Source organism: Streptomyces sp. NPDC005722, from assembly GCF_040630935.1.
In the GTDB taxonomy this organism is placed as follows: Bacteria; Actinomycetota; Actinomycetes; order Streptomycetales; family Streptomycetaceae; genus Actinacidiphila.
Genome location: NZ_JBEXYN010000002.1, coordinates 361,471 through 386,390 on the forward strand (window position 1 = coordinate 361,471; position 24,920 = coordinate 386,390).

General features: G+C 73.2%; 25 protein-coding genes. 13 read left to right on the top strand and 12 right to left on the bottom strand.

What is annotated here, in order from left to right; genetic code table 11:
• Positions 1–483 precede the first annotated feature (483 nt).
• Positions 484–1,041 carry a hypothetical protein gene (locus tag ABZ479_RS03760; RefSeq protein ID WP_500459667.1) on the bottom strand — a complete coding sequence of 186 codons (558 nt, stop codon included), beginning with the start codon at positions 1,039–1,041 and terminating at the stop codon, positions 484–486.
• 264 nt (positions 1,042–1,305) lie between these two features.
• On the opposite strand from ABZ479_RS03760, the gene ABZ479_RS03765 reads away from it, so the two are divergent.
• Positions 1,306–2,082, top strand: a complete 777-nt coding sequence (locus ABZ479_RS03765; RefSeq protein ID WP_500459669.1) for a site-2 protease family protein — start codon at positions 1,306–1,308, stop codon at positions 2,080–2,082.
• A gap of 6 nt (positions 2,083–2,088) precedes the next feature.
• On the opposite strand, the gene ABZ479_RS03770 is transcribed toward ABZ479_RS03765, so the two are convergent.
• Together ABZ479_RS03770 and npdG are read right to left on the bottom strand one after the other, a co-directional pair.
• Positions 2,089–2,283, bottom strand: coding sequence for a hypothetical protein (locus ABZ479_RS03770; protein WP_500459670.1), 195 nt, complete (start codon positions 2,281–2,283; stop codon positions 2,089–2,091).
• A 62-nt stretch (positions 2,284–2,345) separates the two neighbouring features.
• Complete coding sequence (gene npdG / locus ABZ479_RS03775) at positions 2,346–3,062, bottom strand: NADPH-dependent F420 reductase (RefSeq protein WP_499598296.1); 717 nt, start codon at positions 3,060–3,062, stop codon at positions 2,346–2,348.
• A gap of 266 nt (positions 3,063–3,328) precedes the next feature.
• Between npdG and ABZ479_RS03780 the strand changes: the two genes are divergently transcribed.
• The 4 genes from ABZ479_RS03780 to ABZ479_RS03795 all read left to right on the top strand — a co-directional run bounded on the left by ABZ479_RS03780 (position 3,329) and on the right by ABZ479_RS03795 (position 7,058).
• Positions 3,329–4,012, top strand: coding sequence for a FadR/GntR family transcriptional regulator (locus ABZ479_RS03780; RefSeq protein ID WP_500459671.1), 684 nt, complete (start codon positions 3,329–3,331; stop codon positions 4,010–4,012).
• A gap of 64 nt (positions 4,013–4,076) precedes the next feature.
• Positions 4,077–4,670, top strand: a complete 594-nt coding sequence (locus tag ABZ479_RS03785; RefSeq protein WP_500459673.1) for a hypothetical protein — start codon at positions 4,077–4,079, stop codon at positions 4,668–4,670.
• 9 nt (positions 4,671–4,679) lie between these two features.
• Positions 4,680–5,639, top strand: a complete 960-nt coding sequence (locus tag ABZ479_RS03790; protein ID WP_500459674.1) for a dihydrodipicolinate synthase family protein — start codon at positions 4,680–4,682, stop codon at positions 5,637–5,639.
• A 144-nt stretch (positions 5,640–5,783) separates the two neighbouring features.
• Positions 5,784–7,058: an MFS transporter gene (locus ABZ479_RS03795; protein ID WP_500459675.1), complete on the top strand. Its 1,275-nt coding sequence runs from the start codon at positions 5,784–5,786 to the stop codon at positions 7,056–7,058.
• Between the two features lie 22 nt (positions 7,059–7,080).
• On the opposite strand, the gene ABZ479_RS03800 is transcribed toward ABZ479_RS03795, so the two are convergent.
• From ABZ479_RS03800 to ABZ479_RS03815, 4 genes are all read right to left on the bottom strand, one after another.
• Positions 7,081–8,778: a carbohydrate binding domain-containing protein gene (locus ABZ479_RS03800; protein ID WP_500459677.1), complete on the bottom strand. Its 1,698-nt coding sequence runs from the start codon at positions 8,776–8,778 to the stop codon at positions 7,081–7,083.
• Positions 8,779–8,944: 166 nt separating this feature from the next.
• A complete protein-coding gene (locus tag ABZ479_RS03805; protein ID WP_500459678.1) occupies positions 8,945–9,613 on the bottom strand; it encodes an SCO2207 family protein in 669 nt (222 codons plus the stop codon).
• Positions 9,614–9,733: 120 nt separating this feature from the next.
• A complete protein-coding gene (locus ABZ479_RS03810) occupies positions 9,734–10,723 on the bottom strand; it encodes a CapA family protein (protein WP_500459679.1) in 990 nt (329 codons plus the stop codon).
• Positions 10,724–10,756: 33 nt separating this feature from the next.
• On the bottom strand, positions 10,757–10,990 hold the full coding sequence (locus ABZ479_RS03815; RefSeq protein WP_500459680.1) for a hypothetical protein: 234 nt from the start codon (positions 10,988–10,990) through the stop codon (positions 10,757–10,759).
• A 64-nt stretch (positions 10,991–11,054) separates the two neighbouring features.
• Here ABZ479_RS03815 and map point away from each other — a divergent pair, with 64 nt between their 5' ends.
• The 5 genes from map (at position 11,055) to ABZ479_RS03840 (ending at position 16,301) form a co-directional block, all read left to right on the top strand.
• Entirely contained in the window at positions 11,055–11,903 is an 849-nt protein-coding gene (gene map, locus ABZ479_RS03820) for a type I methionyl aminopeptidase (RefSeq protein WP_500459681.1), read from the top strand.
• Between the two features lie 123 nt (positions 11,904–12,026).
• Entirely contained in the window at positions 12,027–13,163 is a 1,137-nt protein-coding gene (gene efeO / locus ABZ479_RS03825; protein ID WP_500459682.1) for an iron uptake system protein EfeO, read from the top strand.
• Between the two features lie 19 nt (positions 13,164–13,182).
• Positions 13,183–14,436: an iron uptake transporter deferrochelatase/peroxidase subunit gene (gene efeB / locus ABZ479_RS03830; protein ID WP_500459683.1), complete on the top strand. Its 1,254-nt coding sequence runs from the start codon at positions 13,183–13,185 to the stop codon at positions 14,434–14,436.
• Positions 14,437–14,452: 16 nt separating this feature from the next.
• Entirely contained in the window at positions 14,453–15,424 is a 972-nt protein-coding gene (efeU, locus tag ABZ479_RS03835) for an iron uptake transporter permease EfeU (protein ID WP_500459685.1), read from the top strand.
• Positions 15,348–16,301, top strand: a complete 954-nt coding sequence (locus ABZ479_RS03840) for an SCO2278 family lipoprotein (RefSeq protein WP_500459742.1) — start codon at positions 15,348–15,350, stop codon at positions 16,299–16,301. The genes efeU and ABZ479_RS03840 overlap by 77 nt, the downstream gene beginning before the upstream one ends.
• A gap of 25 nt (positions 16,302–16,326) precedes the next feature.
• Here ABZ479_RS03840 and ABZ479_RS03845 read toward each other — a convergent pair whose 3' ends face one another.
• Positions 16,327–17,073: a bifunctional DNA primase/polymerase gene (locus tag ABZ479_RS03845; RefSeq protein WP_500459686.1), complete on the bottom strand. Its 747-nt coding sequence runs from the start codon at positions 17,071–17,073 to the stop codon at positions 16,327–16,329.
• Positions 17,074–17,501: 428 nt separating this feature from the next.
• On the opposite strand from ABZ479_RS03845, the gene ABZ479_RS03850 reads away from it, so the two are divergent.
• Positions 17,502–18,173 (top strand): biliverdin-producing heme oxygenase, encoded by a 672-nt coding sequence (locus tag ABZ479_RS03850; RefSeq protein WP_500459687.1) that lies wholly within the window; start codon positions 17,502–17,504, stop codon positions 18,171–18,173.
• 2 nt (positions 18,174–18,175) lie between these two features.
• Here ABZ479_RS03850 and ABZ479_RS03855 read toward each other — a convergent pair whose 3' ends face one another.
• The 4 genes from ABZ479_RS03855 to ABZ479_RS03870 all read right to left on the bottom strand — a co-directional run bounded on the left by ABZ479_RS03855 (position 18,176) and on the right by ABZ479_RS03870 (position 22,357).
• A complete protein-coding gene (locus ABZ479_RS03855; RefSeq protein WP_500459688.1) occupies positions 18,176–19,558 on the bottom strand; it encodes a serine hydrolase domain-containing protein in 1,383 nt (460 codons plus the stop codon).
• A gap of 76 nt (positions 19,559–19,634) precedes the next feature.
• Positions 19,635–20,783 (bottom strand): YeiH family protein, encoded by a 1,149-nt coding sequence (locus ABZ479_RS03860; protein WP_500459690.1) that lies wholly within the window; start codon positions 20,781–20,783, stop codon positions 19,635–19,637.
• Positions 20,780–21,343 (bottom strand): cysteine dioxygenase family protein, encoded by a 564-nt coding sequence (locus ABZ479_RS03865; protein WP_500459691.1) that lies wholly within the window; start codon positions 21,341–21,343, stop codon positions 20,780–20,782. Before ABZ479_RS03865 ends, ABZ479_RS03860 begins: the two co-directional genes overlap by 4 nt.
• 108 nt (positions 21,344–21,451) lie before the next feature.
• Positions 21,452–22,357, bottom strand: a complete 906-nt coding sequence (locus tag ABZ479_RS03870) for a LysR family transcriptional regulator (protein WP_499598334.1) — start codon at positions 22,355–22,357, stop codon at positions 21,452–21,454.
• Positions 22,358–22,528: 171 nt separating this feature from the next.
• On the opposite strand from ABZ479_RS03870, the gene ddaH reads away from it, so the two are divergent.
• Together ddaH and ABZ479_RS03880 are read left to right on the top strand one after the other, a co-directional pair.
• Positions 22,529–23,344: a dimethylargininase gene (gene ddaH / locus ABZ479_RS03875; protein WP_500459693.1), complete on the top strand. Its 816-nt coding sequence runs from the start codon at positions 22,529–22,531 to the stop codon at positions 23,342–23,344.
• A gap of 19 nt (positions 23,345–23,363) precedes the next feature.
• Complete coding sequence (locus ABZ479_RS03880; RefSeq protein WP_500459694.1) at positions 23,364–24,905, top strand: phytoene desaturase family protein; 1,542 nt, start codon at positions 23,364–23,366, stop codon at positions 24,903–24,905.
• The last annotated feature ends 15 nt before the right edge of the window (positions 24,906–24,920 follow it).

The window sequence follows — 24,920 nt, forward strand, 5'->3', positions numbered from 1 at the left end:
GGGTCAGCGAGCGGTTCAGGGCAACCCCGGACTACCTCCATACCCCCCACCGGCCGTTGTGCGCCCATACTTCGGGAGGGGGTGTGGCGGGGCGCTCCCCCTGGCCGAAGGCTGGGGGGAGACGAGCGGCGGACCCGGTGCCGAATGATGCGGGGCTGGACCCGTGGGGTTGTGGGGGTCAGAGGGCGGTTCCGGGCACCCCCGCGCGCCTAACTGACCCCCCACCGGCCGTTGCGCGCCCATACCTCGGGAGGGGGTGTGTCGGGGTGCGCCCGGAAACGACGAGCGGTTAAGTGCGGTGCCCAAGGATGTGGGCGTAAACCGCGAGCGTTGAGGACGTGCGCCGGCGCGGCGCCGACCCCAGACGAACTTGCGCAGGCCCGCACCAATCGCGCCGGGCAATCGGGCGGGAGGGCGGGCGGACGCCCGCCGCAGGCGCAACGGACCCGCACACAAACAACAGGCCGCAACCACAGACCCCGGTCAAAAGCCGCCGCAGGCACTCGCACGGAACCCCGCAAGCCGCGCCGTGACGAATCCGTCCCGGTCCGCCCCGGGCGCCCCCTCGCCCCCGTACCAGCGGACCTCCCCCGGCTCCAGGCCCTCGAACTGCTCCGCCGTGAAGTCCACGTGCTGCGTCGACCACGAGTTGTCCCGGGTCCAGCCGTACAGGCTGTACGTGCGGTGCGCCACAAAGGGCAGGGACGCCGGCACCTCGGTGCGCCACCCCCTGCCGCCATCCTCCAGCGACCACACCGTGAACCCCGTCACCGGCCTCCCCCGGCTCCACCTGCCGAGGTGGTCCGACGGCTCGTCCCCGTCCGCGTCCGCGTCGGAGTCGGAGTCGGAATCGGAATCGGAGTCGTAGAGCGTGGCCCCGTCGATGTGGTCGTGGCACACCAGCATCACCCCCAGCGGCCTGCCGTCCTCGTTCACCGCGATGCCGGTGACCCCCGCCGGTGGCACGCCGCACCCGGTCAGTGTGCCGAGCACGGCCGCGATGCCGACCAGTGCCGGCACGACGACCCCCGTCCGCGTCATGGCTCCCCCCGCTCCCCCGGCCCCCGCCGGACAACCCCCAGCGTGCCCCCGGCCCCCGCCGGACACCCCCAGCGTGCCCCCGTACCCCGTACGCGGGGAACCGGTCCGGGCCCGATCGATGGCGGATCGCAACACGGGCGCAGGAACGTACGGCGTTGGCGGAGCGTTGTCCCGCCGTGGGTTTGCCCCGCGGCAGCCGGATGGCATGATCGGGCGGCCAGGACCACGACCGATGACGCACCGCCTCCGCAGGAGCCCCGAACGATGACGACCGCAGCAACCCGCAGTGAACGGCGGATCAGCCCGATCTTCCTGGGCCTGGTCGCGATCATGGCCGTCTCGGGCTGGGCGGTGTGGACGGACTTCTCCACCAGCACCGGCTTCGCCGTGTTCCTCTTCGTCGTGTCCGGCTGGGTCGTGTCCCTGTGCCTGCACGAGTACGCGCACGCCCGCACCGCGCTGCACGGCGGCGACATCTCGATCGGCGCCAAGGGCTACCTGACCCTGAACCCGCTGAAGTACACGCACGCGCTGCTGAGCATCGTGCTGCCGGTGATCTTCGTGATCCTGGGCGGGATCGGCCTTCCCGGCGGCGCCGTCTTCATCGAGCGGGGCAGGATCCGCGGCCGCTGGAAGCACAGCCTGATCTCGGCGGCGGGCCCGCTGACCAACGTGGTGTGCGCGATCGCCCTGCTGCTGCCCTTCACCCTGGATGTGGTCGACTACCGCGACCCGGCGCAGACACCGTTCGCGTCCGCGCTGGCGTTCCTGGCGATGCTGCAGGTCACGGCCTCGATCCTGAACCTGCTGCCGGTGCCGGGCCTGGACGGCTACGGCGTGATCGAGCCCTGGCTGTCGTACCGGACGCGGCGCCAGCTGGAGCCGTTCGGGCAGTTCGGGCTGCTGGCCGTCTTCGGTGTGCTGTGGATCCCCGAGGTCAACGCCGCGTTCTTCGGCTTCATCGACTCCGTGACGGCGGCCTTCGGGGTCCCGGGCGACCTGTCGCGCCTTGGTTACGCCTACTTCCAGTTCTGGAAGTAGCGACGCTCAGTTGGCCGTCCCCGGCTCGCCGGCCTCCCGCTCCGCCTTCGCCTTGCGCAGGTAGTACCAGCACATGTTGCTGGTGAGGCCGGCGATCAGGATCCAGAGGACGCCGAGCCAGCTGCCCTCCACGAAGGAGACGACGGCGGCGGCCACGGCGAGCGCGCACAGGACGAGCGCGTAGAGGGCGAGGCGGGGCATGGGGGGCGGCTCCTGTCGGGTCGGTCGCGAACCAGCCCATTGTCCCCCATGCCCCCGCGGCCCTAGACGTCGGTCAGGCGCAGACCGGCGTGGGCCTTGTAGCGGCGGTTGACCGAGATCAGGTTGGCGACCAGCGCCTCCACCTGGTGCGCGTTGCGCAGCCGGCCGGCGAAGACGCCGCGGATGCCGGGGATGCGCGCGGCCAGGGCCTGGACCAGGTCGGTGTCGGCCCGGCTGTCGCCGAGGACGAGGACGTCGGTGTCGATCGAGTCGACCTCCGGGTCCTCGAGCGTGACCGCGGACAGGTGGTGGAAGGCGGCGGTGACCCGGGACTCCGGGAGCAGCGCGGCGGCCTGCTGGGCGGCGCTGCCCTCCTCCGGCTCGAGGGCGTAGGCGCCCTGCTTGTCGAAGCCCAGCGGGTTGACGCAGTCGACGACGAGCTTGCCGGCGAGCTCCTCGCGCAGGGACTCCAGGGTCTCGCCGTGGCCGTCCCACGGGACGGCGACGATGACCACGTCGCTGCTGCGGGCGGTCTCCGCGTTGTCGGCGCCCCGTACGCCGAGGCCGATCCGGTCGGCCGTGGCCTGGGCGCGTTCCGCGGCGCGCGAGCCGATGATCACCTGCTGGCCGGCCTTGGCGAGCCGGTACGCCAGGCCGCGGCCCTGCGGGCCGGTGCCGCCGAGGACGCCGACGACGAGGCCGGACACGTCGGGCAGCTCCCAGGGGTCCTTCGCCGGCGCCTTGGGGGCGGGGGTCTCATTGCCACTGTCAACAGTCATACCGCGATCCTGCCAGGTGGGGACGGTACCCGGCCCGCGCGGACGCTGTGACGCGCCCCTCGCCGCCCGGTGCCCCGCGGTACGGGAAAGCCCCCGTCCGCACCGGAATTGGCTCGGCGGACGACGGATGTGAGGTATGACATCGGTGTTGCCTCCTGATGCGCGGCCGCGGGGCGGACGCAGGACGTCCCTCGTCCCGCGGGGCCCGGAGGGGGCACTGACGGAACGTCAAAGGTGCGCGACAGCACAGGGAAAGGCGGCCACCCGTGACCAGAACCGCCGGCAAGGGCCGCGGCCCGGGACTCCAGGACCGCATCGTCGAGCTGATCCACGAGCAGCGGCTCGCCCCGGGTGCCACCCTGCCGACCGAACCGCAGTTGATGGACCTGCTCGGTGCGAGCCGCAACAGCGTGCGCGAGGCGGTGCGGGCGCTGCAGGCACTGGGCATCGTGGAGATCCGGCACGGCACGGGCACCTTCGTCGGCGAGGCGCCGCTGCGGGTGCTGATGCCCTCGCTCACCTTCCAGCTGCGGTCCCGGGTACGGGCGCTGGCCGACCTCGTCGCGGTGCGCGAGCTGCTGGAGGTCGGCCTGATAGGCGAGGTCGCCGGGACGATACCGGAGCGGCGGCTGGACGAACTCGACGCGCTCGCCTCCCGGATGGTCGTCGACCCGGAGGCGGACCGGGCCTTCCACGCGCTGCTCTACTCCTCCTGCGGCAACGAACTCGTGCTGCAGCTCCTCGACCTGTTCTGGAGCGCCTACCACGAGGTCGGCGCCGCCCTGGTGCCCGCGGACGACCCGGTCGAGCGGGTCGTCGCCAACCACCGCGCCGTCGTCGGCGCGCTGCGCACCGGGGACGCGGGCGCGGCCAGGGCCGCCATGCGGCGGCACTTCACGGACGTGCGGGAGCGGGTGTCCCGGGTGCTGCCCGCGGACACGACCGGCTGACCCCTTCGGGTGAGCGGGGCGCGAAGCGGGGCCGGGCGGGGGCGCGGTCCGCGAGGATGCGGGGATGGATGCCGTACGGGTCGAGGTCGTCCGTGAACTGCTCGCCGGGAGCGAGTGGCCGGAGCTGACCCGGTCCTTCGCCGGCTCGCTGCGCGGGGCCGTCCGCCGGGGGCCCGCCGGTGGGCTGCTGCTCGTCGGCAGCGGGGGCTACGAGCCCTGGCACATGGCGGCGCATCTGGACGACGAGGCGGCCTGGAACGGGCTGCCGGAGCTGTCCCCGACGCTGGTGCGGCACCGGGTTCCGCCGGGCGCGCCGCCGCATCTGGCGGTCGGCACGGCCCGTCTGGAGGCGGCGCGCAGGGGCGAGACGGTGCTGGTGGTCACGCCCGAACGGGCCGAGGCCGGGCTGCTGGAACGGGTGGACGACGCGCGGCGCTCGGGCGCGACGGTGCTGACGATGGACGCCGGCGACCCGGAGCTGCGCGGGCTGGCGCACGACGCGCTCACCGTGCCGCCGGAGCCCTCCGAGGTCGGCATGGACGTACTGCAGCACCTGGTCAGCGCGGCGGCCGGACGCCGGGTGCGGCTGCGGGACCGGCTGCCACGGCTCTCGCGGCTCGCCGAGCAGTTGGTGTCGCCGCCGCCGGCGAGCTGGTAGAAGCGGTCCATGACGGCAACCGGGACCGATCCGCTCCGCCCGCTGCGCGGGGTCGTACCACCTCTGTGCACCCCGTTCACGGAGACGGGGGACGTCGACACCGCGGGGCTGCGCGCCCTGGTCGGGCACGTGCTCTCGGCGGGGGTGCACGGGGTCTTCGTCCTGGGGTCCAGCGGCGAGACGGCCTTCCTCACGGACGCGCAGCGGCGCACCGCGCTGACGACGGTCGTGGAGGCGGTCGGCGGCCGGGTGCCCGTGCTGGCCGGTGTCGTCGACATGACCACCCCGCGTGTCCTGGAGCACGCGCGCGCCGCGGTTGCGACGGGCGCCGACGCGCTGGTGGCGACCGCGCCCTTCTACGCGGCGACGCATCCGGTGGAGATCGCCGACCACTTCCGCCGGGTGCGGGACGGGGCCGGCGGGGTGCCCTTGTTCGCGTACGACATCCCGTCCGCGGTGCACACCAAGCTGCCCGCGGCGACCGTGCTGGCCCTGGCGGAGGAGGGCACGCTGGCCGGGCTGAAGGACAGCAGCGGCGCGGACGGCCCCATGCGCCGGCTGCTGACGGAGCTGCGCCGCCGCGGCCTGGACTCCTCCTTCGCCGTGCTGACCGGTTCCGAACTGGCCGTGGACGGCGCCCTCCTGGCGGGCGCGCACGGGGTCGTCCCGGGGCTCGGCAACGTGGACCCGCACGGCTACGTACGGCTCCACGCGTACGCCGTCGAGGGACGCTGGCGCGAGGCCGCGGCGGAGCAGGACCGGCTCGCGCAGCTCTACGCCATCGTCGACGCGGGCGCGGACTCCACGCCGATGGGCCCGGTCTCCTCCGCTCTGGGCGGCTTCAAGGCGGCGCTGCGGCTGCGCGGCGTCATCGGCTGCGCGGCGACGGCTCCCCCGCAGGTCCCGCTGGACGACACCGCCGTCGCCGTGGTCCGGCAACGCCTGGCGGCCGCGGGCCTGATGCGCTGACGGCGACGCCCCCGGCCACCGGTGCGCACGTGATCCCGAGGCGGCCGGAGCGGCGCACGGATGTGAACGGGTCGTGCCGTCACCGGCGCACGGGCCGGAAAACCCGGTTGCGCCGGCGGGCCCGCGCGCGGAGCATGCGACCTCGTGTCCAGACTCCTTCCCGACCTCGCACCATGGCGGACCTCGCGCGACTTCCGCCTGATGTGGTGCGCGGGCCTGATCACGACCTTCGGCAGCTTCCTGACCTTCGTGGCCGTCCCGGTCCAGGTCAAGGAGCTGACCGGCTCCACCCTCGCGGTCGGCGCCCTCGGCGCCGTCGAACTGGTGCCGCTGATCGTCTGCGGCCTCTACGGCGGTGCGCTCGCGGACGCCCTGGACCGGCGCAAGCTCATCCTGTGGACGGAGGCGGCCCTCGGGGTGCTGTCGGCCGTGCTGCTGGTCAACGCCCTGCTGCCGCGGCCGGTGCTCTGGCCGCTGTACGTGGTGGCCGCGCTGACCAGCGCGCTGGGCGGGCTGCAGCGGCCGGCCCTGGACGCGATCGTGCAGCGCATCGTCCCGCACGGGCAACTGACCGCGGCCGCCTCGCTGAACGCGCTGCGCTGGCAGATCGGCGCGATCGCGGCGCCCTCCCTGGCGGGCGTGCTGATCGCGTACGCCGGTCTGCGGTGGGCGTACGCGATCGACGCCCTCACCTTCGCCGTCTCCGTCGTCCTGGGCCTCGGGCTGCGGCCCTCGCCGCCCTCCCACGACGCGAAGCGCCCGTCGCTGAGCTCGATCGCGGAGGGCGCGCGCTACGCGTGGAGCCGCAAGGAGCTGCTGGGCACCTATGTGGTGGACATCGCCGCGACCGGACTGGCCTTCCCGATCGCCGTGTTCCCCTTCATGGCGGACGACCTGGGCGCGCCCTGGTCGCTGGGCCTGATGTACGCGGCCCTGCCGGCCGGCGCGCTGCTGATGAGCCTCACCGGCGGCTGGTCGTCGCGGGTGCACCGGCACGGGCGGGCCGTCGTGCTGGCCGCGGCGGCCTTCGGGCTGTGCATGGCGGCGGCCGGCTGGTCCCGCGACGTGTGGGCGGTGCTGGGCTTCCTGGCGCTGGCGGGGGCGTTCGACATGGTCAGCGGGGTGTTCCGGGCCACGATCTGGAACCAGACCATCCCCGACTCGCTGCGCGGCCGGCTGGCCGGCATCGAGCTGCTCTCCTTCACCGCCGGCCCGCAGTTCGGCCAGGTGCGGGCCGGCGGCTCCGCGGCGCTGCTGGGCCTGCGCACCTCGGTGTGGACGGGCGGGCTGGCCTGCGTGGCGGCGGTCGGGGCACTGGCCGCCTGCCTGCCGACGCTGATGGCGTACGACGCCCGGACCAACGAGCACGCCGTGAGCATGCGGAAGGCGGCGGAGGACGCCGTGTCCTCCGCCGCCTGACCCGTGGGGGGCGGGGGTGCGATCAGCCGGTGAAGCCGGCGGTGATCGAGGTGAACTGCCAGGTGCTCTGGTTGATGCCGGAGCAGTTGCTGGTCACGCCGCCACCGGGGCACGGGCGGTCCCGGTTGACGGCCCAGTAGGCGAGCCGGGCGATGTGGTGGGAGTTGGCCCAGTCCCGGATCTGGGTCCAGATGGCCGGGGTGGTGGTCTCCTGCTGGTCGCTCAGCCCGTTCATGCCGGAGATGCCCAGGTGGGCGTAGGCGGTGGCGTCGTCCCAGCCGAAGGTGGACTTCAGCTTGGCCTTCAGGCCCTCGGCGGCGTTCACGGTGTTGCCGTACATGTCGGCGCCGCCGCCGAAGTCGAACGGCATGATCGTGAAGACGTCGATGTCGGCGCCGAGCGCGTTGGCCCGCTCGACGAGACGGTTGCCCCAGTAGCTCGGGCCGGTCGTCGACGTGCCGAAGGTGATGATCGTGCGGATGCCGGGGTTGTTCTGCTTGACGATCTTCAGGGCGTTGAGCACGCGGTCCTGGACGACCTCGCTCTCGAACTCGTCGGTGTTCTCGATGTCGACGTCGATCGCCTTGAGGCCGTAGGCGTCGATCACCTTCTGGTAGGCACCGGCGAGCGCCGCGGGCGTGGAGCAGTTGGGCCCGAGCTTGTTGCCGCTCCAGCCGCCGATGGACGGGACGATGTCGCCGCCCGCGGCGCGGATCGCGTTGATGGTGGACTGGTCGGTGCCGCCGGTCAGCGGCCGGGAGCCGTCCCAGGCGGGGTTGCAGCCGCCGGAGGAGAGGATGAAGGCCATGGTGAACCACTTGACGCCGGTGGCGCTCATCACCGTGGCCGGGCTGGGCGGGTCGCCCCAGCCGAGGTAGAGGTAGGGCGCGGCCTGCTTGAAGCCGGTGCCACCGCCGCCGCCGGCGTTGGTGGTGACGCTCACCGCGTTGGAGGCGGCCGAGGTGTTGCCCGCGGCGTCGCGCGCCTTGACGGTGAAGGTGTAGGCGGTGCTCGCGGCCAGTCCGGTGACGGTGGCGGAGGTGCCGGTCACGGTGGTGGCGAGGGTGCTGCCGCGGTAGACGTCGTAGCTGGTGACGCCGGTGTTGTCGGAGGAGGCGTTCCAGGACAGCGAGACGCTGGAGGCGGTCTTGCCGGTGGAGGTGAGGCCGCTGGGCGCGGTGGGCGCCTGCGTGTCACCGCCGCCCCCGCCGCCGGGGCCGTCGAGGCTGATGTCGTCGGCGTTGTAGGTGCCCTGGGCGTACCAGCCGTGCACGTAGATCTGGACGCTGGTCTGCGCGGCGCCGGTGGTGAAGGGGACGGTCAGCTGGGTGTAGGAGGCGGCGGACGGGGTCCAGGTGGACGCGCCGCCGGTCACGCCGAGGTAGACGTACGCGCCGCGCACCCAACCGGAGAGCGAGTACGCGGTGTTGGGCTGTACGGAGACGGTCTGGGTGCACTGGGCGGTGTCGCTGCTGCTGACGGCGCCGGCGAGTGCCTTGGTGCCGCCGTGCACGGGGCTGCCGACGACCGATCCGCCGGAGCAGGACCAGCCGGAGAGGCTGCCGCTCTCGAAACCGGGGTTGGTGACGAGGTTGGCGGCGTGGGCGGTGCCGGGCAGGGCGATCAGGCTGCCCGCGGCGGCGAGGAAGGCGGCGGTGAGGCCGGCGAGGATGCGGGACCTGCGTGATCCCGGGCGGGGGACATGACGACGGAAGAGCACGTGACCTCCCTGTGGGGGGCGGGGGGCTGCGCTGTGCGAGTGGTCTGGACCGTTGGTCTGGACCTGTCATCGCGGATTGAAGCGAACTGTCGTGCTCCCGTCAAGAGGTCCGGGCCACCGCCGCTTCCTGGTTCGGCGGTGGCCCGGACCGGCCGCGGTGTCCCGGTCAGCCGACGCGTTCGATGCGCGCCTTCCTGATGAGGAACTTCCCGGGCTCCCGGACCTGCTCGAAGGCCGCGTTGTTCAGCAGCGCGCAGCTCCCGGAGGTCGAAGTCACCGACACCGTGGTCGACTTGTTGTTGTCCAGGTTGGTCACCCTGAGCCTGGTGCCCAGCGGGAACTGGTTGCTGGAGGCGGCGGGCGCACCGGCCTCGCCGGAGAGGGTGACCGTCGATCCCGCGCAGACGACCTGGCCGCCGCCGGCCGGCGGCGCGGCCTGGCCCTGGTTCTGACCCTGACCCTGGTTCTGGTTCTGGCCCTGCTGGTTCTGGCCCTGCTGGTTCTGGTTCTTCTGGTTCTGGCCCTGCCCGACGGGGGCGGCCGGCGCCGCGGGCGCCGCCTGCGCGGCTCCGCAGCCGGAGGCCGCCCGCTGCACGTTGATCTGCTGGATCACGGCCTCGCGGTTGGCGATCCGCGCCGCCGACTGGGAGTCGGGGTTGGCGCGTTGCCCCGCGATGAAGTTCTCGTTGTTGCGCAGTGCCTGGTCGAGCCCGTCGCACACCACCGAGGCGTGGCCCATGCTCATCGTCACCACGGCGAAGCCGCCGGCCAGGGTCGCCGCCCCGGTCACGAGCGCGATCTTCTGCTTGGTGCTCATCGTGCGCTTCCTGGACATGGGGCCCCTTTCCTCCGACCGGCCGTCGGTCGGTTCCGGTCCACGTGCCCTGGGAAACGGAGCGCGGCTGGTCTGGACCTCAATCCGTTCGGAATTTCGGACAGGAAGGGGGTGCGTGTGCTACGGGCGGGTAGCCTCGGCGCCCCAGCGGACCACCAGCCGTCCGCCCTCCTCCGTGACCTCGTGCCCGAACGCGGCGCAGGCGCGTCGGAACCGCCGTGCGATCCAGGCCCGTTCACCTCGGTCGGCCAGTCGGGTGAAGCAGAGGTCGAGGGCGATCGGCACCGCCTCCAGCCGGACGGGGCGCCGCCCGGCGGGGTCGAAGGTGACGAGGAAGAGCAGACCTCGGTCGTTGCGCAGCCGCGGGTCGGTCGCGTAGTCGTCGACGAGGTCCCCGAGGTCGTAGAGCACCCCGTCCGTCACGCCGTGGAAGACGTGCGCGGAGGTGCCCGCCACGAGCGTGGCGCCGGCCGTGCGCAGGGCCGCGGCGGCGTCGCGGATGTAGCGGGCCGGACCGGTGGTCATGTTGGGCCCCCAGTGCGGGGTGACGAGTACCGCCGGGGCCCGCGCGCGCAGACCCGCGACGCCGTCGGTGAGCCAGCGCGGAACGCCCCCGGCCAGGTCGGCGTAGGCCACCCCGGGGCGGTCCGGCCCCGCGGCGTACTCCGGTGGATGGTCGGTGACGCCGAGGACGCCGAGGGCCGGGGAGCCCCCGACGCCGCCCAGCACCACCGGTGCGCGCGCCGCGGCCTCGTCCGGCCCGGCCCCGACGGCCGCGATCCCGGCGCCGGCCAGGTGCTCCAGGGTGTCCAGCAGCGCCGTCCGGCCGTAGTCCAGGGCGTGGTTGTTGGCCAGGTTGACGCAGCTGACGCCCAGGTGCGCCAGGGCGCGCACGGCGACCGGCGGGGCGCGGAAGAAGAAGGGCTTGAAGGGGTCGGGCCAGGGCTCGCCGCGGTCGGAGATCGCGCACTCCAGGTTGAGGACGAAGAGGTCCGCCTCCCGCGCGGCGGCCACGACCTCCTCGGAGAACAGCGCCTCCGCGGGGGCCTCGGCCAGCCGCGCGGCGACCGTGCGGCCGAGCATGGTGTCGCCGGCCAGACCCAGCTTCACCCTTCCATCGTGCACCCGGCCCCCGCGGCCCGGTCAGCCCTCCTCGTCCTCCCGCGCACGGTCCTTCCAGCGCGGGTCGTTCTCCCACTGCAGGTTCCGCTCGGCGGCCGTCTCCATCGCCCGCTCCGCGTCCGCGCGGCTCGGGTACGGCCCCATGCGGTCCTTGGCGGGGCACTCCGGCCCCTCCTCGACCTTGTGGTGCTCGATGCAGTAGAACCACTCGCCGGGCTTCCCCGCGGGCTTGCGGACTCGCCTGAACAGCGCCATCGTCCCTCCTCGTACGACGTCCTGCCGCCATGCTGCCCGACCGGCCGCCGATACACTCGCTGACATGTCTGTCCTGGTTCCCGGCAAGCTCTCCCCCATCCGTCCCGTGCCCGCCTCGATCCCGCGTCCGGAGTACGTGGGCCGGCCGGCGCCGCGGCCCTACGACGGCCCCGAGGTGCAGTCCGCGGAGACGATCGAGAAGATGCGGATCGCCTCGCGGATCGCCGCGCGGGCCATGGAGGAGGCGGCGAAGGCGATCGCGCCCGGCGTCGCCACCGACGAGCTGGACCGGATCGCGCACACGTACATGTGCGACCACCAGGCCTACCCCTCGGACCTCGGGTACCGGGGCTTCCCCAAGTCGCTGTGCTCCTCCATCAACGAGGTCATCTGCCACGGCATCCCCGACTCCACCGAGCTGCGCGACGGCGACATCGTCAACCTGGACGTCACGGCCTACATCCACGGGGTGCACGGGGACACCAACGCCACCTACTTCGTCGGTGAAGTCGCCGAGGAATCAAGGCTGTTGGTGGAACGCACGCGGGAATCCCTGAATCGCGCCATCAAAGCGGTGAAGCCGGGACGGCAGATCAATGTGATCGGCAGGGTCATCGAGTCCTATGCCAAACGATTCGATTACGGTGTCGTGCGCGACTTCACGGGCCACGGCATCAACACCGCCTTCCACTCCGGCCTGATCGTCCCGCACTACGACGACCCCCGCGCCACCACCGTCATGAAGCCGGGGATGACCTTCACCATCGAGCCGATGCTGACCCTGGGCACCCACGAGTACGAGATCTGGGACGACGGCTGGACGGTCGTCACCAAGGACCGCAAGCGCACCGCGCAGTTCGAGCACACCCTTGTGGTGACGGACACAGGCGCGGAGGTACTGACACTCCCTTGACCTTCCCATTACCCTTCCTTTGCGAAAAGCAGAAGAAGGCGCAAGGAGCCTCGGATAGGTTAGGCAAGCCTTTCACAGGAAAGGCTTGCCTAACGTGTTTTCCCTGAGCCTCCTGGAGATCGCATGTCCGCCGTCCGCATGTCCGCCGTCGCCGCCGCCGGCATAGTGGTCGCCGTCACCGCCGTCACCGGATGCGCGGAGAAAGCGGACGGGAAGGCCTCCGACGCGATCACGGTGACCGCGACGGACAGCAAGTGCGAGGTCTCCAGGACCAGTTTCCCGGCCGGGCACGTGCAGCTGGCCGTCGAGAACAAGGGCTCCAAGGTCACCGAGGTCTACGTCTACACGCCCAGCGACCAGATCGTGACCGAGCGGGAGAACATCGGCCCCGGCACCAAGGCCACCATCACCGCCGAGATCAAGGCCGGCACGTACGAGATCGCCTGCAAGCCCGGCATGCAGGGCGACGGCATCCGGCAGAAGATCACCGTCACCGGCAAGGGCGCCGCCAAGGGCGACCCGCGGCTGGACGCCGCGGTGGCCGCGTACCGCAAGTACGCGCAGGAGCAGGCCGACCAGACCGTCCCGGTGGTCCAGCAGTTCGCCGACGCCGTCAAGGCGGGCGACGTGGAGAAGGCCAAGTCCCTCTTCGCGCCCTCCCGCGTCGGCTGGGAGCGCACCGAGCCGGTGGCGGAGTCCTTCGGCGACATCGACCCGCTGACCGACACCCGCGAGGACGGCCTGGAGGACGGCCAGAAGTGGACCGGCTGGCACCGGCTGGAGAAGTCCCTGTGGCAGGACAAGAAGGCCGGCGCCGAGGAGGGCGCCCTCGCCAACCAGCTCGTCACCGACCTGAAGGACTGGCAGACCCGCGTCGGCAAGGCCGACATCACCGCCACCAGCATGGCCAACGGCGCCAAGGAACTGCTGGACGAGGTCGCCACCGGCAAGATCACCGGTGAGGAGGACCGCTACTCCCACACCGACCTGTCGGACTTCCAGGCCAACGTCGAGGGCGCGATGAAGGCCTACGAACTGCTGAAGCCGGTCGCCGCCGAGAACGACGCGGCCCTGACCGCCGACCTCGACAAGCAGTTCCCGGCCCTGACGGCGCTGCTCGACAAGTACCGCAAGGACGGCAGCACCACGGAGTTCGTCTCCTACGAGACCGTCGGCAAGGACCAGCGCAAGGAGCTCTCGGACGCCGTCAACGCGCTCGCCGAGCCCCTGTCGAAGCTCGCCGCGGCCGTCGCCAAGTAACCCGAGGGGGCACCGGACCATGTCCGAGGAGACCGTCACGTCGCGTCGCAAGGTGCTCGGCTGGACCGGTGCGGGCGTCGTCGTCGCGGCCGCCGCGGCCGGCGGCGGAGTGGCCGCCGTCCGCGCCGGTGACGACGTACGGCCCGCCGGTGCGGCGGGCAGCGCGATCGCCTTCCACGGCGAGAACCAGGCCGGCATCACGACCCCGGTGCAGGACCGGCTCCACTTCGCTTCCTTCGACGTCAAGACCGAGGACCGCGAGGAACTGGTCGCGCTCCTGAAGGAATGGACCGACGCCGCCCGCAAGCTGACGCAGGGCCGGCCGGTCGGCGAGGGCGCGGTCGGCGGCCTCGCCGAGGCTCCGCCGGACGACACCGGCGAGGCGCTGGGCCTGCAGGCCTCGCGGCTCACCCTCACCGTCGGCTTCGGGCCCTCGCTGTTCACCACGAAGGACGGCGGGGACCGCTTCGGCCTCAAGGCGCACCGCCCCGCGGCGCTGGTGGACCTGCCCAAGTTCCCCGGCGACGCCCTCGACCCGAACCGCAGCGGCGGCGACCTGTGCGTCCAGGCCTGCGCGGACGACCCGCAGGTGGCGGTGCACGCCATCCGCAACCTGGCCCGGATCGGCTTCGGCAAGGTCGCGATGCGCTGGTCGCAGCTCGGCTTCGGCAAGACCTCCTCGACCACGCCCGATGAGCAGACCCCGCGCAACCTGATGGGCTTCAAGGACGGCACGCACAACGTCGCGGGCTCCGACCGGGCCGCGCAGGACGAGCACGTGTGGGTCGCCGCGAAGGACGGCCCCTCCTGGATGGCCGGCGGCTCGTACCTGGTCGCCCGCCGCATCCGCATGCACATCGAGACCTGGGACCGCACCCCGCTGCGCGAGCAGGAGCAGATCTTCGGCCGGACGAAGGGCGAGGGCGCCCCGATCGGCAGGCAGCGCGAGCACGACGCCCCGGACTTCAAGGCGATGCTCCCGGACGCGCACGTCCGGCTGGCGCACCCGGACAACAGCGGTGTGACGATCCTGCGCCGCGGCTACTCCTTCACGGACGGCACCGACGGCCTCGGCCGCCTGGACGCCGGGCTGTTCTTCATCGCCTACCAGCGCGACGTCCGGGACGGCTTCGTGCCGCTGCAGATGCGGCTGGCGAAGCTCGACTCGCTCAACGAGTACATCCAGCACGTGGGTTCGGCCGTCTACGCCGTACCGCCGGGCGTCCGCGACGAGGACGACTGGTGGGGCCGCGAGCTCTTCCAGAACGACTGAGAGGAAGTGACCGGCGGTGTTCGCCAACTACCTGATCGGACTCCGGGAGGGCCTGGAGGCCAGCCTGGTCGTCTGCATCCTGGTCGCGTACCTGGTGAAGACCGGCCGCAAGGAGAAGCTGCCGCCGGTCTGGCTGGGCGTCGGCGCGGCGGTCCTGGTGAGCATGGCCTTCGGCGCCGCCCTGCAGTTCGGTTCCTCCACACTCACCTTCGAGGCGCAGGAGGCGCTGGGCGGTTCACTGTCGGTCGTCGCGGTCGGCCTGGTGACCTGGATGGTCTTCTGGATGCGGCGCACCGCGCGGCACCTGAAGGCCGAACTCCACGGGAAGCTGGACGCCGCGATCGCCATGGGCACCGGCGCGCTGGTCGTCACCTCCTTCCTCGCCGTCGGGCGTGAGGGGCTGGAGACCTCGCTGTTCATCTGGACCGCGGTGCAGGCCACCGACGACGGCGTGCGACCGCTGGTCGGCGCGGTCCTGGGCCTGCTGACCTCGGTGGTGCTGGGGTGGCTGTTCTACCGGGGCGCGCTGCGCATCAACCTCGCCAGGTTCTTCACCTGGACGGGCGCGATGCTGGTCGTCGTCGCGGCGGGCGTGCTCGCCTACGGCTTCCACGACCTGCAGGAGGCGGGCTGGCTGCCGGGGCTGACGGCGAGGGCCTTCGACATCAGCGACGTGGTGCCCCCCGACTCCTGGTACGGGACGCTGCTGAAGGGCGTGTTCAACTTCCAACCGGACCCGACCTGGCTGCAGGTCACGGTCTGGGCGCTGTATCTCGCGCCCACGATGTTCCTCTTCCTGCGCCCCGGTAGGGTTACCGCGCCGGCCGTGAAGCCGTCCGCCGCAGCCCCGAAGGAGCCGACGTCCGATGACCCGCAGGCCGCGATTCCTGCCAGCGCTCGCCCTGTTGACGTTGACGGCGGCACCGCTGAGCGGGTGCGTGACGGTGCACGGGGAACGGGCGCTCATCCCGTCGGTGACGAAGGCTGAGGCCACCGAGGCACTGGACCGCTTCACCGAGGTCAACAACGAGGCGAACCGGAAGCTCGACGCGAAGCTGATCTCCTCCGTCGAGTCCGGTCCCCTCGGCGCCGTCGACGGGGCCGGTCTGCGCGCCCGGCACAGCGTCGACCCGGGCGGCGACGCGGACTTCAAGGCGCTGAGCCTTCGCGACCCGCGCTTCCTGATACCCCGCCAGGTGGGCTGGCCCAAGTGGTTCGTGGCCGACGTCGCGCCGGACTCGGACGGCTCCGGCCCCGGCACCAACCGGTGGCTGATGGTCTTCGAGCGGGGCGGCGCGCGCGAGGCGTGGCGCGTTTCGTACGTCGCCTCCGTCCGGGCCTCCGCCGTACCGGAGTTCGCCCGTGACGGGCAGGGTCACGTGGAGCCGGTGGCGGCCGAGCGCTCAGGACTGGTCGTGGACCCGGGCGAGCTGGGCGGTGCCTACACCGGCTACCTGGCCGAGGGCGACGCGAAGGACGTGTCCGTGTTCGCCCCGGGCTCGTCCACCTCGGAACTGATCACCAGCCGGGCCAAGACCGCCCGTACCGCCCGCTCGGCCACCCAGTTCGCCGACCAGCCCGCCACGGAGGGGGACTTCGCGCCGCTGGGGCTGCGCACCGAGGACGGCGGCGCGCTGGTCTTCTTCGCCACGCACCACACGGCGAAGGTCACCATGCTGCGGGCGGGCGTCACGCCGCAGGTGGACGCGTACACGGAGGCGCTGATGACCGGCACCCCGAAGAAGTCGGTCACGCTGGGCCGGATCGCCCGCCAGGCCGTGCTCGTCCCGGCGGCGAAGGACGGCGGCGGTCAGGTCGTCTTCCTCACCCGCACCGTGGGCCTGGTCGCCGCGCGCGGGGAGTGACCCGCGGAGGGCCGTGCCGCGGGGGTCAGTGCAGCCAGCCGACCGGCTCGGGCTCGGGCTCGACCTGGGCGCAGGCGTCGGTCAGCACCGCGAGCAGCGGCAGCGGGTCGGGCAGCGGTCGGTCCGGACCGTGGCCGGCGACCCAGGCGACCGTGGCACCGGAGGGCAGCCGGGAGGGCGGCAGCAGCACGTAGCTGGCGCGGCAGTGCCAGCGCAGGCCCGGGTGCTCGTCGAGGGTCTCGGGATGGCAGTCCAGCTCGCACGGCCACCACTCGTCCTCGTCGGCCGTGGCGCGGGTGGCGGTGAAGAACAGCATCCGCCCTTCGGAGACCGCTACGGGTCCGGCCGCGGAGCCCTCGGCGGCCAGCCGCTCCAGGGCCATGCGGCCCGCCTCCGCGGGTACGTCCAGGACGTCGTGGGCGATGCCGGTGGCCGTGATGAAGTTGGCCAGCGGGTGCGCGCGCAGCCAGCGCCTGACCTGCTCGGGGTCGGTGGTGGCCTGCGTCTGCCAGGCGAAGGAGACGGGGTGCGTGCCCGGGGTGGGACAGCCGATCCGGTCGCAGGAACAGCGGTAGCCGGAGACCGGCGAGGGATGGGCGGCGGGCGCCAGCGGCAGGCCCGAACCCGCGGCCTCCAGCAGGAGTTCGTCCCGGCGCAGGTCGTCCCCGTTCCGGCCACCGGCGGCCGCGCGGACCGCGGCCCCGTCCATCCCGGCACCACGCTCCCCCGCCTTGCGGCGCAGCCAGTCGGACAACCTGCCCTTGGTGACCATCGAGCCTCTTTCCTCGCCCCGTGAACCCTTGCTCCACCCTACGTAACGAGGGAAAGGCCGTAGGCGGAATCCACGGATGGTGGAAACCATCCTGCTCCCCGTCCGCATTCCGGTGTCACGCGGGGTCCCCCCTGAAGGGGTGATGGCGTACGCCCCGCCGTACCGGGGCGAAGCGCGACGGGGACACCCATGAGGGATTTCACGGACATACGGGAATGATTTCCTCGTCACCGCTGCTCGTGGGGCACGCCGCGACGGCCTGCCAGGGGCGCGGGTCCGTGAGCACCGTCACCCGCGGGCCGACGCGCCGACCGCCCCGGCGGGCGGATCCGCGCTAGCCTGGTTTTCCGACAGCTTGTCGGCAACCCATTGACTTAGGGTCTCCTAAGTTGCGACGATTCCTGCAGGCCCGACGCAGGAGGATTCCCTTGACGCCAGCCCACGGCTCCGTGTCCGCACCGTTCTCGGCCGTCATCCGTTCCGCGAGCCACGACCGGCACAGCGAGGCGGAGAACTCGGCCTTCCTCGGCGACCTGCTCGGCGGACGCCTGGGCGTCGCCGCGTACGCGCGCTACACCGAGCAGCTCTGGTTCGTCTACCGGGCCCTGGAGGACGCCGCGGCGGAACTCGCCGGCGACCCCGTGGCCGGCCCCTTCCTGCGCCCCGAGCTGTCCCGCGTCGCCGCCCTGGAACGCGACCTGGACCACCTGCTCGCGCCCGGCTGGCGCGAGTACGCCGCCGCGCTGCCCGAGACCCTCGCCTACACCGGCCGCATCGCCGGGACCGCCCGCGTGTGGCCGGCGGGCTACGTCGCCCACCACTACACCCGCTACCTCGGCGACCTCTCGGGCGGCCAGGTCATCCGCGGCATCGCGGAGCGGACCTGGGGCTTCGCCCGCAAGGGCGACGGCGTGCGCTTCTACGTCTTCGAGGCGATCGGCAACCCCGCGGCGTTCAAGCGCGAGTACCGGAGCCTGCTGGACGCCCTGCCGGTCGACGAGCTCGAGAAGCAGCGCGTCGTGGACGAGTGCCGGCGGGCCTTCGCCCACAACTCGGCCGTCTTCGCGGCGCTCGGCCGCGAGTTCCCCCTGACGGCCTGACGCTAGTCGACGGGGGCGGTCCAGCCGGCTGGGTCGACGCCGCCCGGGACGGGGGCCGCCGGGTCGTAGGGGGTGCGGGTGAAGACGAAGGAGCCGAGGTCGAGGTGGCTGACGGCCCCGTCGGGGGTGCGCACGACGCGGAGGGTCTCGCCGTCGTAGTAGCCGTCCAGGCCGGTCCAGGTGCCGTCCGGCCGCGCGCGGAAGCGGGCGCCGCGCGCGGTGCCGGAGAGGGCGGCCAGCTCCAGGTCGCGGCCGGCGCGCAGGCGCAGTACGTGCGGGGCGGTGCCCCAGTACCAGGGGCCGGTGAGCGCGAGCAGGTCCGGGTCGGGGTCGGAGACGGGCCGCCAGGGCTCGGGGATGCGGGGCTCGCGTTCGGCGACGAGGCGCAGCAGGTCGGCGGCGATCGATGTGGCCGGGGCGCCGGTGGTGGAGTTGGCGAGGACGACCGCGCCGAGGCCCTCGGCGACGTCGCACCACAGCCCGGCCACGAAACCGGGCATCGAGCCGCCGTGACCGACCAGCACCCGGTCGCCCGGGGCCTTCATCAGCTGTACGCCGAGGCCCTGGTCGCCGCCCGGAGCGGCCGGCCGGCGCATCTCCTCCAGCGTCGCGGGCGCCAGCACCCGCTCGTCGCCCGCCGCGAGGAAGGCGGCCCAGCGGCACAGGTCGTCGGCGGTCGACCACAGTTCGCCCGCGGGGGACATCCGTCCGGTGTCCTGCACCGCCTCGGCCATCATCAGGTCGGCGTACGGGTGGACGGCCCAGCCGCCGGCGTGCGGGGCCCGCGGGCGGCGCGTCGTGCGGGTCATCCCCAGCGGTCCGAGGACGTCGGAGGTGAGCACCTCGTCCCAGGGCGTGCCGTCGTGGAGCGCCTCGACGACGGCGCCGAGGAGGGCGAACCCGGGGTTGGAGTAGTGGTGGCGTTCACCGGCGGGGTGCAGCCGCGGCGTCTCGCCGAGGAGGTCGGCGGTCTCCGGGCGCAGTTCGCCGGGCGTGCGCTCCCACCAGGGGCCGGGGGTCTCCGCGGCCAGCCCCGCGGTGTGCGTGAGGAGTTGGCGCACGGTGACCCCGTCGGCGGGGGTGCCGCCGATGTGCTTCTCGACGGGGTCGTCCAGCCCGAGACGCCCCGCGTCGCGCAGCCGCATCACCAGGACGGCCACGAAGGTCTTCGTGAGGGAGCCGATCCGGTACTGGGTGTCCCCGTCCGGGGCGTGGCCGTCCACGCAGGAGCGGGCCCCGGTCCACACGGCCTCGCCGTCCCGTACGACGGCCGCCACGAGGGAGGGGGTACGGCTGTGGGACTGGGCGACCGCGACGCGGTGCAGCAGCGCCCGGCGGGTGTCGGGGAGCAGGGCGTCGTCGGGCTCGGTCTGCGGTGTCGGCATGAACTCACCCTAGGCGCTGCCGTCAAGCGGGTTCCCGCGGCCACCCCGGGGTGCGGTGCGCGCACCGGCCGGGGCGTCAGCCGGTCAGGAGCACACCCGCGTAGGACACGGTGGCGATGAGCGTCCAGGAGATCAGCCCGACCGCCGCCACCCGCGGCCCCGTACGCGCCAGGACGGGCAGGTTCACCATGCTGCCGAGCCCCACCATGGCCATGGCCAGCAGGAGTTGCTGCACCTGCTGCGCGCCGTCGAGCACGCCGGCCGGCAGCAGCCCGGTGCTGCGGACGCCGATCATGACGAGGAAGCCGACGACGAACAGCGGCAGCAGCGGGGTGCGTCGCGCGGAGGCCGCGGCGTCCGGACCCTCGGCACCGGAGACGGCGCGCCGCCGGCGCAGGCCGTAGGCGACGGCGGCGACCAGCGGCGCCAGGAGCGCGACCCGCATCAGCTTGACGAGCACCGCCTCGCCGAGCGCCGCGGGGCCCGCGGTCTGCGCGGTCGCGACGACCTGGCCCACGTCGTGCACGCCGGCCCCGGTCCAGCGGCCGAACTGGACGTCGTCCAGGCCGAGCGGGTGGTGCAGCAGCGGGAGCACGCCGATGGCGAGGGTGCCGCAGAGCGTGACCAGGGCGACGGAGGCGGCGACGTCCTCCTCGTCGCTGCCGGAGACCTGGCTGACCGCGCCGATGGCGGAGGCACCGCAGATCGAGTAGCCGGTGGCGATCAGCAGCGGCTGGTCGCCGCGCAGCCCCATGCGGCGGCCGAGCCAGAGCGTGCCCCAGAAGGTGGCGGCCACGACGCCGACCACCATGCCGGCCGTGGCCCAGCCGAGGCCGAGCACGTCGTCCAGGCCGAGCTGCAGCCCGAGCACGACGATGCCGACCCGCATCAGCCGTTTCCCGGCGAAGGTCAGCCCGGGGCGGGCGCGGCCGCGCAGGGTCGTGCGCAGGCCGGGCAGGTTGGCGGCGGCGATGCCGAGGACGACGGCGGTGGTGGGCACCGGCACGGCGGGCAGCAGCAGGTGCAGCGCGGTGGCCAGGGCGGCGCCGAGGACGGCGAGCAGCAGGCCGGGCAGCACGGCCATGACGGCCCGGCGGCGGCCCGCGCCGCTTCCGGCGGGGCCCTCGGCGGGACGGGCGGCCGGGTTCGCCCCGGCGGGGGCGGTCGCGGGCGCGGCCGGGCGCGTGTGCGTCAGGGGGCTGCGCGTCGGGGTGCGGAGGTTCACCGTTCGGCGACCGGCAGCCGGTAGACACGCCGCACGCTGGAGCCCAGGCGGGAGATGTCGGCGCCGTAGATGTGCAGCGATATCGCCTTGCCCGTGCCGCCGTTCCACACCTCGTGGATGTCGCCCGGCGGCGCGAAGCCGCAGACCTCGCCCTGGGCGTTGACCACGTCCTGGGTGGGGACGAGGCGGGAGCCGGCGCCGTCGGGCACCAGCCGGTAGCGGCGCTCGTGCTCCCGGCCCAGGTGCACGCCCGTGACGCACCACGACACGTGGTCGTGGATGGAGGTGCGCTGCCCCGGCAGCCAGACCAGGGCGACGATCGAGAAGCTGCCGTCCTCCTCGGCGTGCAGGACGTGCTGGCGGTAGCGGTCCGGGTCGCCCTCGGTGTGCCGCCCGGCCAGCAGGTCGGGGGCGCCGAGGTGCGGGGCGAGCCGTTCGCCCACCAGGTGCGCCGTCGGGCCGGGCGGCAGGCCGCGGCCGACGGTCCCCCGCACCTCGTCGACGAGGCGGGCCAGCCGGGTGGTGGGCGCGGAGAGCGCCGGAACGGTCGCGGAGGTCATGCCCGCAGCGTCCGTGCGCGCGGGCCCGCGCGTCCACTGACAGTTCCTTCACTCCGCTGTGCCCCTCCTTATGGATGGGGGGCGGACGGCGGTCCGGCGCTCCGGCGGTCAGCAGCCGCTGCGCCGCTCGGCGACCGTCCGGAGCGCGTCGAGCACCAGGGCCGCGGCCGGGATCCGCAGGTGGTCCCGCGGCACGTACGCCGCCACCCGGCGGCGGGAGACGGGGTCGAGCGGCCGGCCGGTGACCCGGTCCAGCCGCATGAACGACAGCACCAGTCCCGGCATCATCGCGACCCCCAGGCCCTCGGCGACCAGTGACTGCACCACGAGGTTGTCGTCGGTGGCGAAGGCGATGTCGGGGGCGAAGCCCAGCTCGGCGCACTCGTGGAGGAAGTTGACCCGGCAGCGCATGCAGCCGGCGATCCAGCGCTCGCCGGCCAGGTCGCCGAGCCTGACCGAGCGGGACCCGGCCAGCCGGTGCCCGGCCGGCATCAGGACCATGAGCTGGTCCTCCAGCAGCGGGATCTCGACCAGGTCGTCCGGCACCGCCTCGTGCAGCCCCGGGTAGGTGAAGGCCAGCGTGATGTCGCACTCGCCGCGGGTGACCCGCTCCAGCGAGTCGGGCGGTTCGTCGCCCAGCAGCTCGACCCGTATCCCGGGGTGCTCGGCCGCGAGCAGGGCCAGCGCCTCGGGGATCAGGGTGGCGTTGGCGCTGGGGAAGGCGCACAGCCTCACCCGGCCGGTCTCCAGCCGGGTCACCGCCCCTATCTGCTCCCAGGCCACGGACATGCTGTCGAGGATGGCCTCCGCGTGCCGGGCCAGCGCCTCGCCGGCCTCCGTCAGGCGCATGCGCCGCCCCACGCGGACGAAGAGCGCGGTGCCCACCGAGCGCTCCAGCGCCTTCATCTGCTGGGTCACCGCGGGCTGGGTGTAACCCAGCGCCACGGCCGCGGCCGAGTAGGAGCCGGCCGTGACCACGGTGTGGAACGTCTTGATGTGCCTGGAATCGAACACCCATGAATCATAAGAGGAACTTGGGTCAACCCGGCACGGGGCCTCCCGGTGCTTCTGGGACCGCTGTGCCGGGGGGTGTTTGCGTCCGCAATCCGGTGCGCGGCGTCCGCTGTGGGTCCACCATGTCACTACGGGTCACACGGGCCTCAACCACACCGCGAGGAGCCTTCATTGAGCGCAGCGCGCACCGCCTCGTACCGCCGGTATCTGATGTGTCCTCCCACGTACTTCCGCGTCACGTACTCCATCAACCCCTGGATGGACCCCACGAAGCCGGTCGACCCCGCGCTCGCCCTGCTGCAGTGGGAGGACCTCCGCGACCGCTACCGCTCGCTGGGCCACACCGTCGAGATCCTGCAGCCGCTGACGGGCCTGCCCGACATGGTCTTCGCCGCCAACGGCGCCACCGTGGTCGACGGCCGGGTCTTCGGCGCCCGCTTCGCCAACCCCGAGCGGGCAGCGGAGGCACCCGCGCACCGCGAGTGGTTCCTGAACAGCGGCTACGGCGAGGTGCACGACCCGGACCACGTCAACGAGGGCGAGGGGGACTTCGCCGTCTCCGAGAGCTGGCTGCTGGCCGGGAAGGGCTTCCGCAGCAGCCCCCTGTCGCACGCCGAGCTCCAGGAGTTCTTCGGCCGCCCCGTCATCGGCCTGGAGCTCACCGACCCGCACTTCTACCACCTGGACACCGCGCTGTGCGTGCTGTCCGGCGACGAGATCATGTACTACCCGGACGCCTTCTCCCCCGGCAGCCGGGCGGTGCTGCGCCGGCTCTTCCCCGACGCGCTGACCGCCACCCGCCAGGACGCCACGGCCTTCGGCCTCAACTGCGTCAGCGACGGCCTGAACGTCCTGGTCCCCGCCGGGGCCACCGGGCTGCTGGGGCGGCTGCGGGAGCGCGGCTACGAGCCGGTGCCGGTGGACATGTCCGAACTGCACAAGGCCGGCGGCAGCGTGAAGTGCTGCACCATGGAGCTGCGCGACTGAGCGTGATACGAAGGGGCGCATGTCGCAGCAGCTGCCCCTCCGCACCTCGTACGACGCCGTGATCGTCGGCGGCGGCCACAACGGCCTGGTCGCCGCCGCGTACCTCGCCCGCGCCGGCCGTTCAGTGCTGCTGCTGGAGCGGCTGCCGGGCACCGGCGGGGCCGCGGTCTCCACCCGGGCGTTCACCGGTCTGGACGCACGCCTGTCCCGGTACTCGTACCTGGTGAGCCTGCTGCCCCGGAAGATCGTCGACGACCTGGGGCTGCGCTTCGCGGTGCGGCGCCGGCGCATCTCCTCGTACACCCCGCACGGCGACGGCGGGCTCCTCGTCGACGCCGAGTCGCCGTCCGCGACCCGCGAGAGCTTCGTCCGGCTGACCGGCTCCGACCGCGACTTCGAGGCCTGGCGGCGCTTCTACGGCATGACGCAGCGGGTCGCCGAGCGGGTCTTCCCGACGCTGACCGGGCCGCTGCCCTCCCGGGCCGGTCTGGAACGGACCGTGGCCGACCCGGAGGCCTGGTCGGCGCTGTTCGAACGGCCGCTGGGCGAGACCGTCGAGTCGCTCTTCGAGGACGACGTGGTGCGCGGCGTGGTGCTGACCGACGCCCTGATCGGCACCTTCACCCATGCCCACGACCCCTCCCTGCTGCAGAACCGCTGCTTCCTCTACCACGTCATCGGCGGCGGGACGGGCGACTGGGACGTCCCCGTCGGCGGCATGGGCGCCCTCACCGACGCCCTGGCGGACGCGGCGCGCGCGGCCGGGGCGGAGATCGTCACCGGCACCGAGGTGACGGCGGTCGAGACCGACGGCACCCGGGCCGAGGTGTCCTTCGAGGGCGGCGTCGTCGGCGCCGGCCACGTGCTGGTCAACGCCTCCCCGTACGCGCTGGCCGGGCTGCTGGGCGAGGCCGCCCCGCCGCGGCCGGAGGGCGCCCAGCTCAAGGTCAACATGCTGCTGCGGCGGCTGCCCCGGCTGCGCGACACCTCGGTGGACCCGCGCGACGCCTTCGCCGGCACCTTCCACATCGCCGAGTCGTACACCGGGCTGGAGCGGGCCTACCGCGAGGCGGCCGCGGGCACGGTGCCCACGGCGCCGCCGTCCGAGATCTACTGCCACTCGCTGACGGACCCCTCGATCCTCTCCCCCGAGCTGGCAGCCCAGGGCGTGCACACCCTCACCCTGTTCGGGCTGCACGCCCCGGCGCGGCTGTTCGCCGACGACCCGGCACAGGCGAAGGAGACCCTCCTCAAGGCCACCCTGGCGCAGCTGGACGCGGTGCTCGCGGAGCCGCTGGCGGACTGCCTGGCGGTGGACGCGGACGGGCGGCCGTGCGTCGAGGCGAAGTCCCCGCTCGACCTGGAGCGGGAGGTCGGCCTGCCCGGCGGCCACATCTTCCACCGTGACCTGGCCTTCCCGTACGCGGAGTCGGGCGGCGGCGCCTGGGGCGTGGGGACCGCGCACGCGAACGTGCTGCTGTGCGGGGCGGGCGCGGTGCGCGGCGGCGGGGTCAGCGGAGTTCCGGGGCACAACGCGGCCATGGCGGTGCTGGGCGGCTGACGCCTGACGCCGGGC

Bases quoted from the DNA above. Each gene is read 5' to 3' on its own strand.
- ABZ479_RS03760 (WP_500459667.1), bottom strand. From the start codon at position 1,041: ATGACGCGGACGGGGGTCGTCGTGCCGGCACTGGTCGGCATCGCGGCC.
- ABZ479_RS03880 (WP_500459694.1), top strand. From the start codon at position 23,364: ATGTCGCAGCAGCTGCCCCTCCGCACCTCGTACGACGCCGTGATCGTC.
- efeB (WP_500459683.1), top strand. From the start codon at position 13,183: ATGTCCGAGGAGACCGTCACGTCGCGTCGCAAGGTGCTCGGCTGGACC.
- map (WP_500459681.1), top strand. From the start codon at position 11,055: ATGTCTGTCCTGGTTCCCGGCAAGCTCTCCCCCATCCGTCCCGTGCCC.
- efeO (WP_500459682.1), top strand. From the start codon at position 12,027: ATGTCCGCCGTCCGCATGTCCGCCGTCGCCGCCGCCGGCATAGTGGTC.
- ABZ479_RS03815 (WP_500459680.1), bottom strand. From the start codon at position 10,990: ATGGCGCTGTTCAGGCGAGTCCGCAAGCCCGCGGGGAAGCCCGGCGAG.
- npdG (WP_499598296.1), bottom strand. From the start codon at position 3,062: ATGACTGTTGACAGTGGCAATGAGACCCCCGCCCCCAAGGCGCCGGCG.
- ABZ479_RS03785 (WP_500459673.1), top strand. From the start codon at position 4,077: ATGGATGCCGTACGGGTCGAGGTCGTCCGTGAACTGCTCGCCGGGAGC.
- ABZ479_RS03765 (WP_500459669.1), top strand. From the start codon at position 1,306: ATGACGACCGCAGCAACCCGCAGTGAACGGCGGATCAGCCCGATCTTC.
- ABZ479_RS03855 (WP_500459688.1), bottom strand. From the start codon at position 19,558: ATGCCGACACCGCAGACCGAGCCCGACGACGCCCTGCTCCCCGACACC.
- ABZ479_RS03770 (WP_500459670.1), bottom strand. From the start codon at position 2,283: ATGCCCCGCCTCGCCCTCTACGCGCTCGTCCTGTGCGCGCTCGCCGTG.
- ABZ479_RS03865 (WP_500459691.1), bottom strand. From the start codon at position 21,343: ATGACCTCCGCGACCGTTCCGGCGCTCTCCGCGCCCACCACCCGGCTG.
- ABZ479_RS03805 (WP_500459678.1), bottom strand. From the start codon at position 9,613: ATGTCCAGGAAGCGCACGATGAGCACCAAGCAGAAGATCGCGCTCGTG.
- ABZ479_RS03790 (WP_500459674.1), top strand. From the start codon at position 4,680: ATGACGGCAACCGGGACCGATCCGCTCCGCCCGCTGCGCGGGGTCGTA.
- ABZ479_RS03845 (WP_500459686.1), bottom strand. From the start codon at position 17,073: ATGGTCACCAAGGGCAGGTTGTCCGACTGGCTGCGCCGCAAGGCGGGG.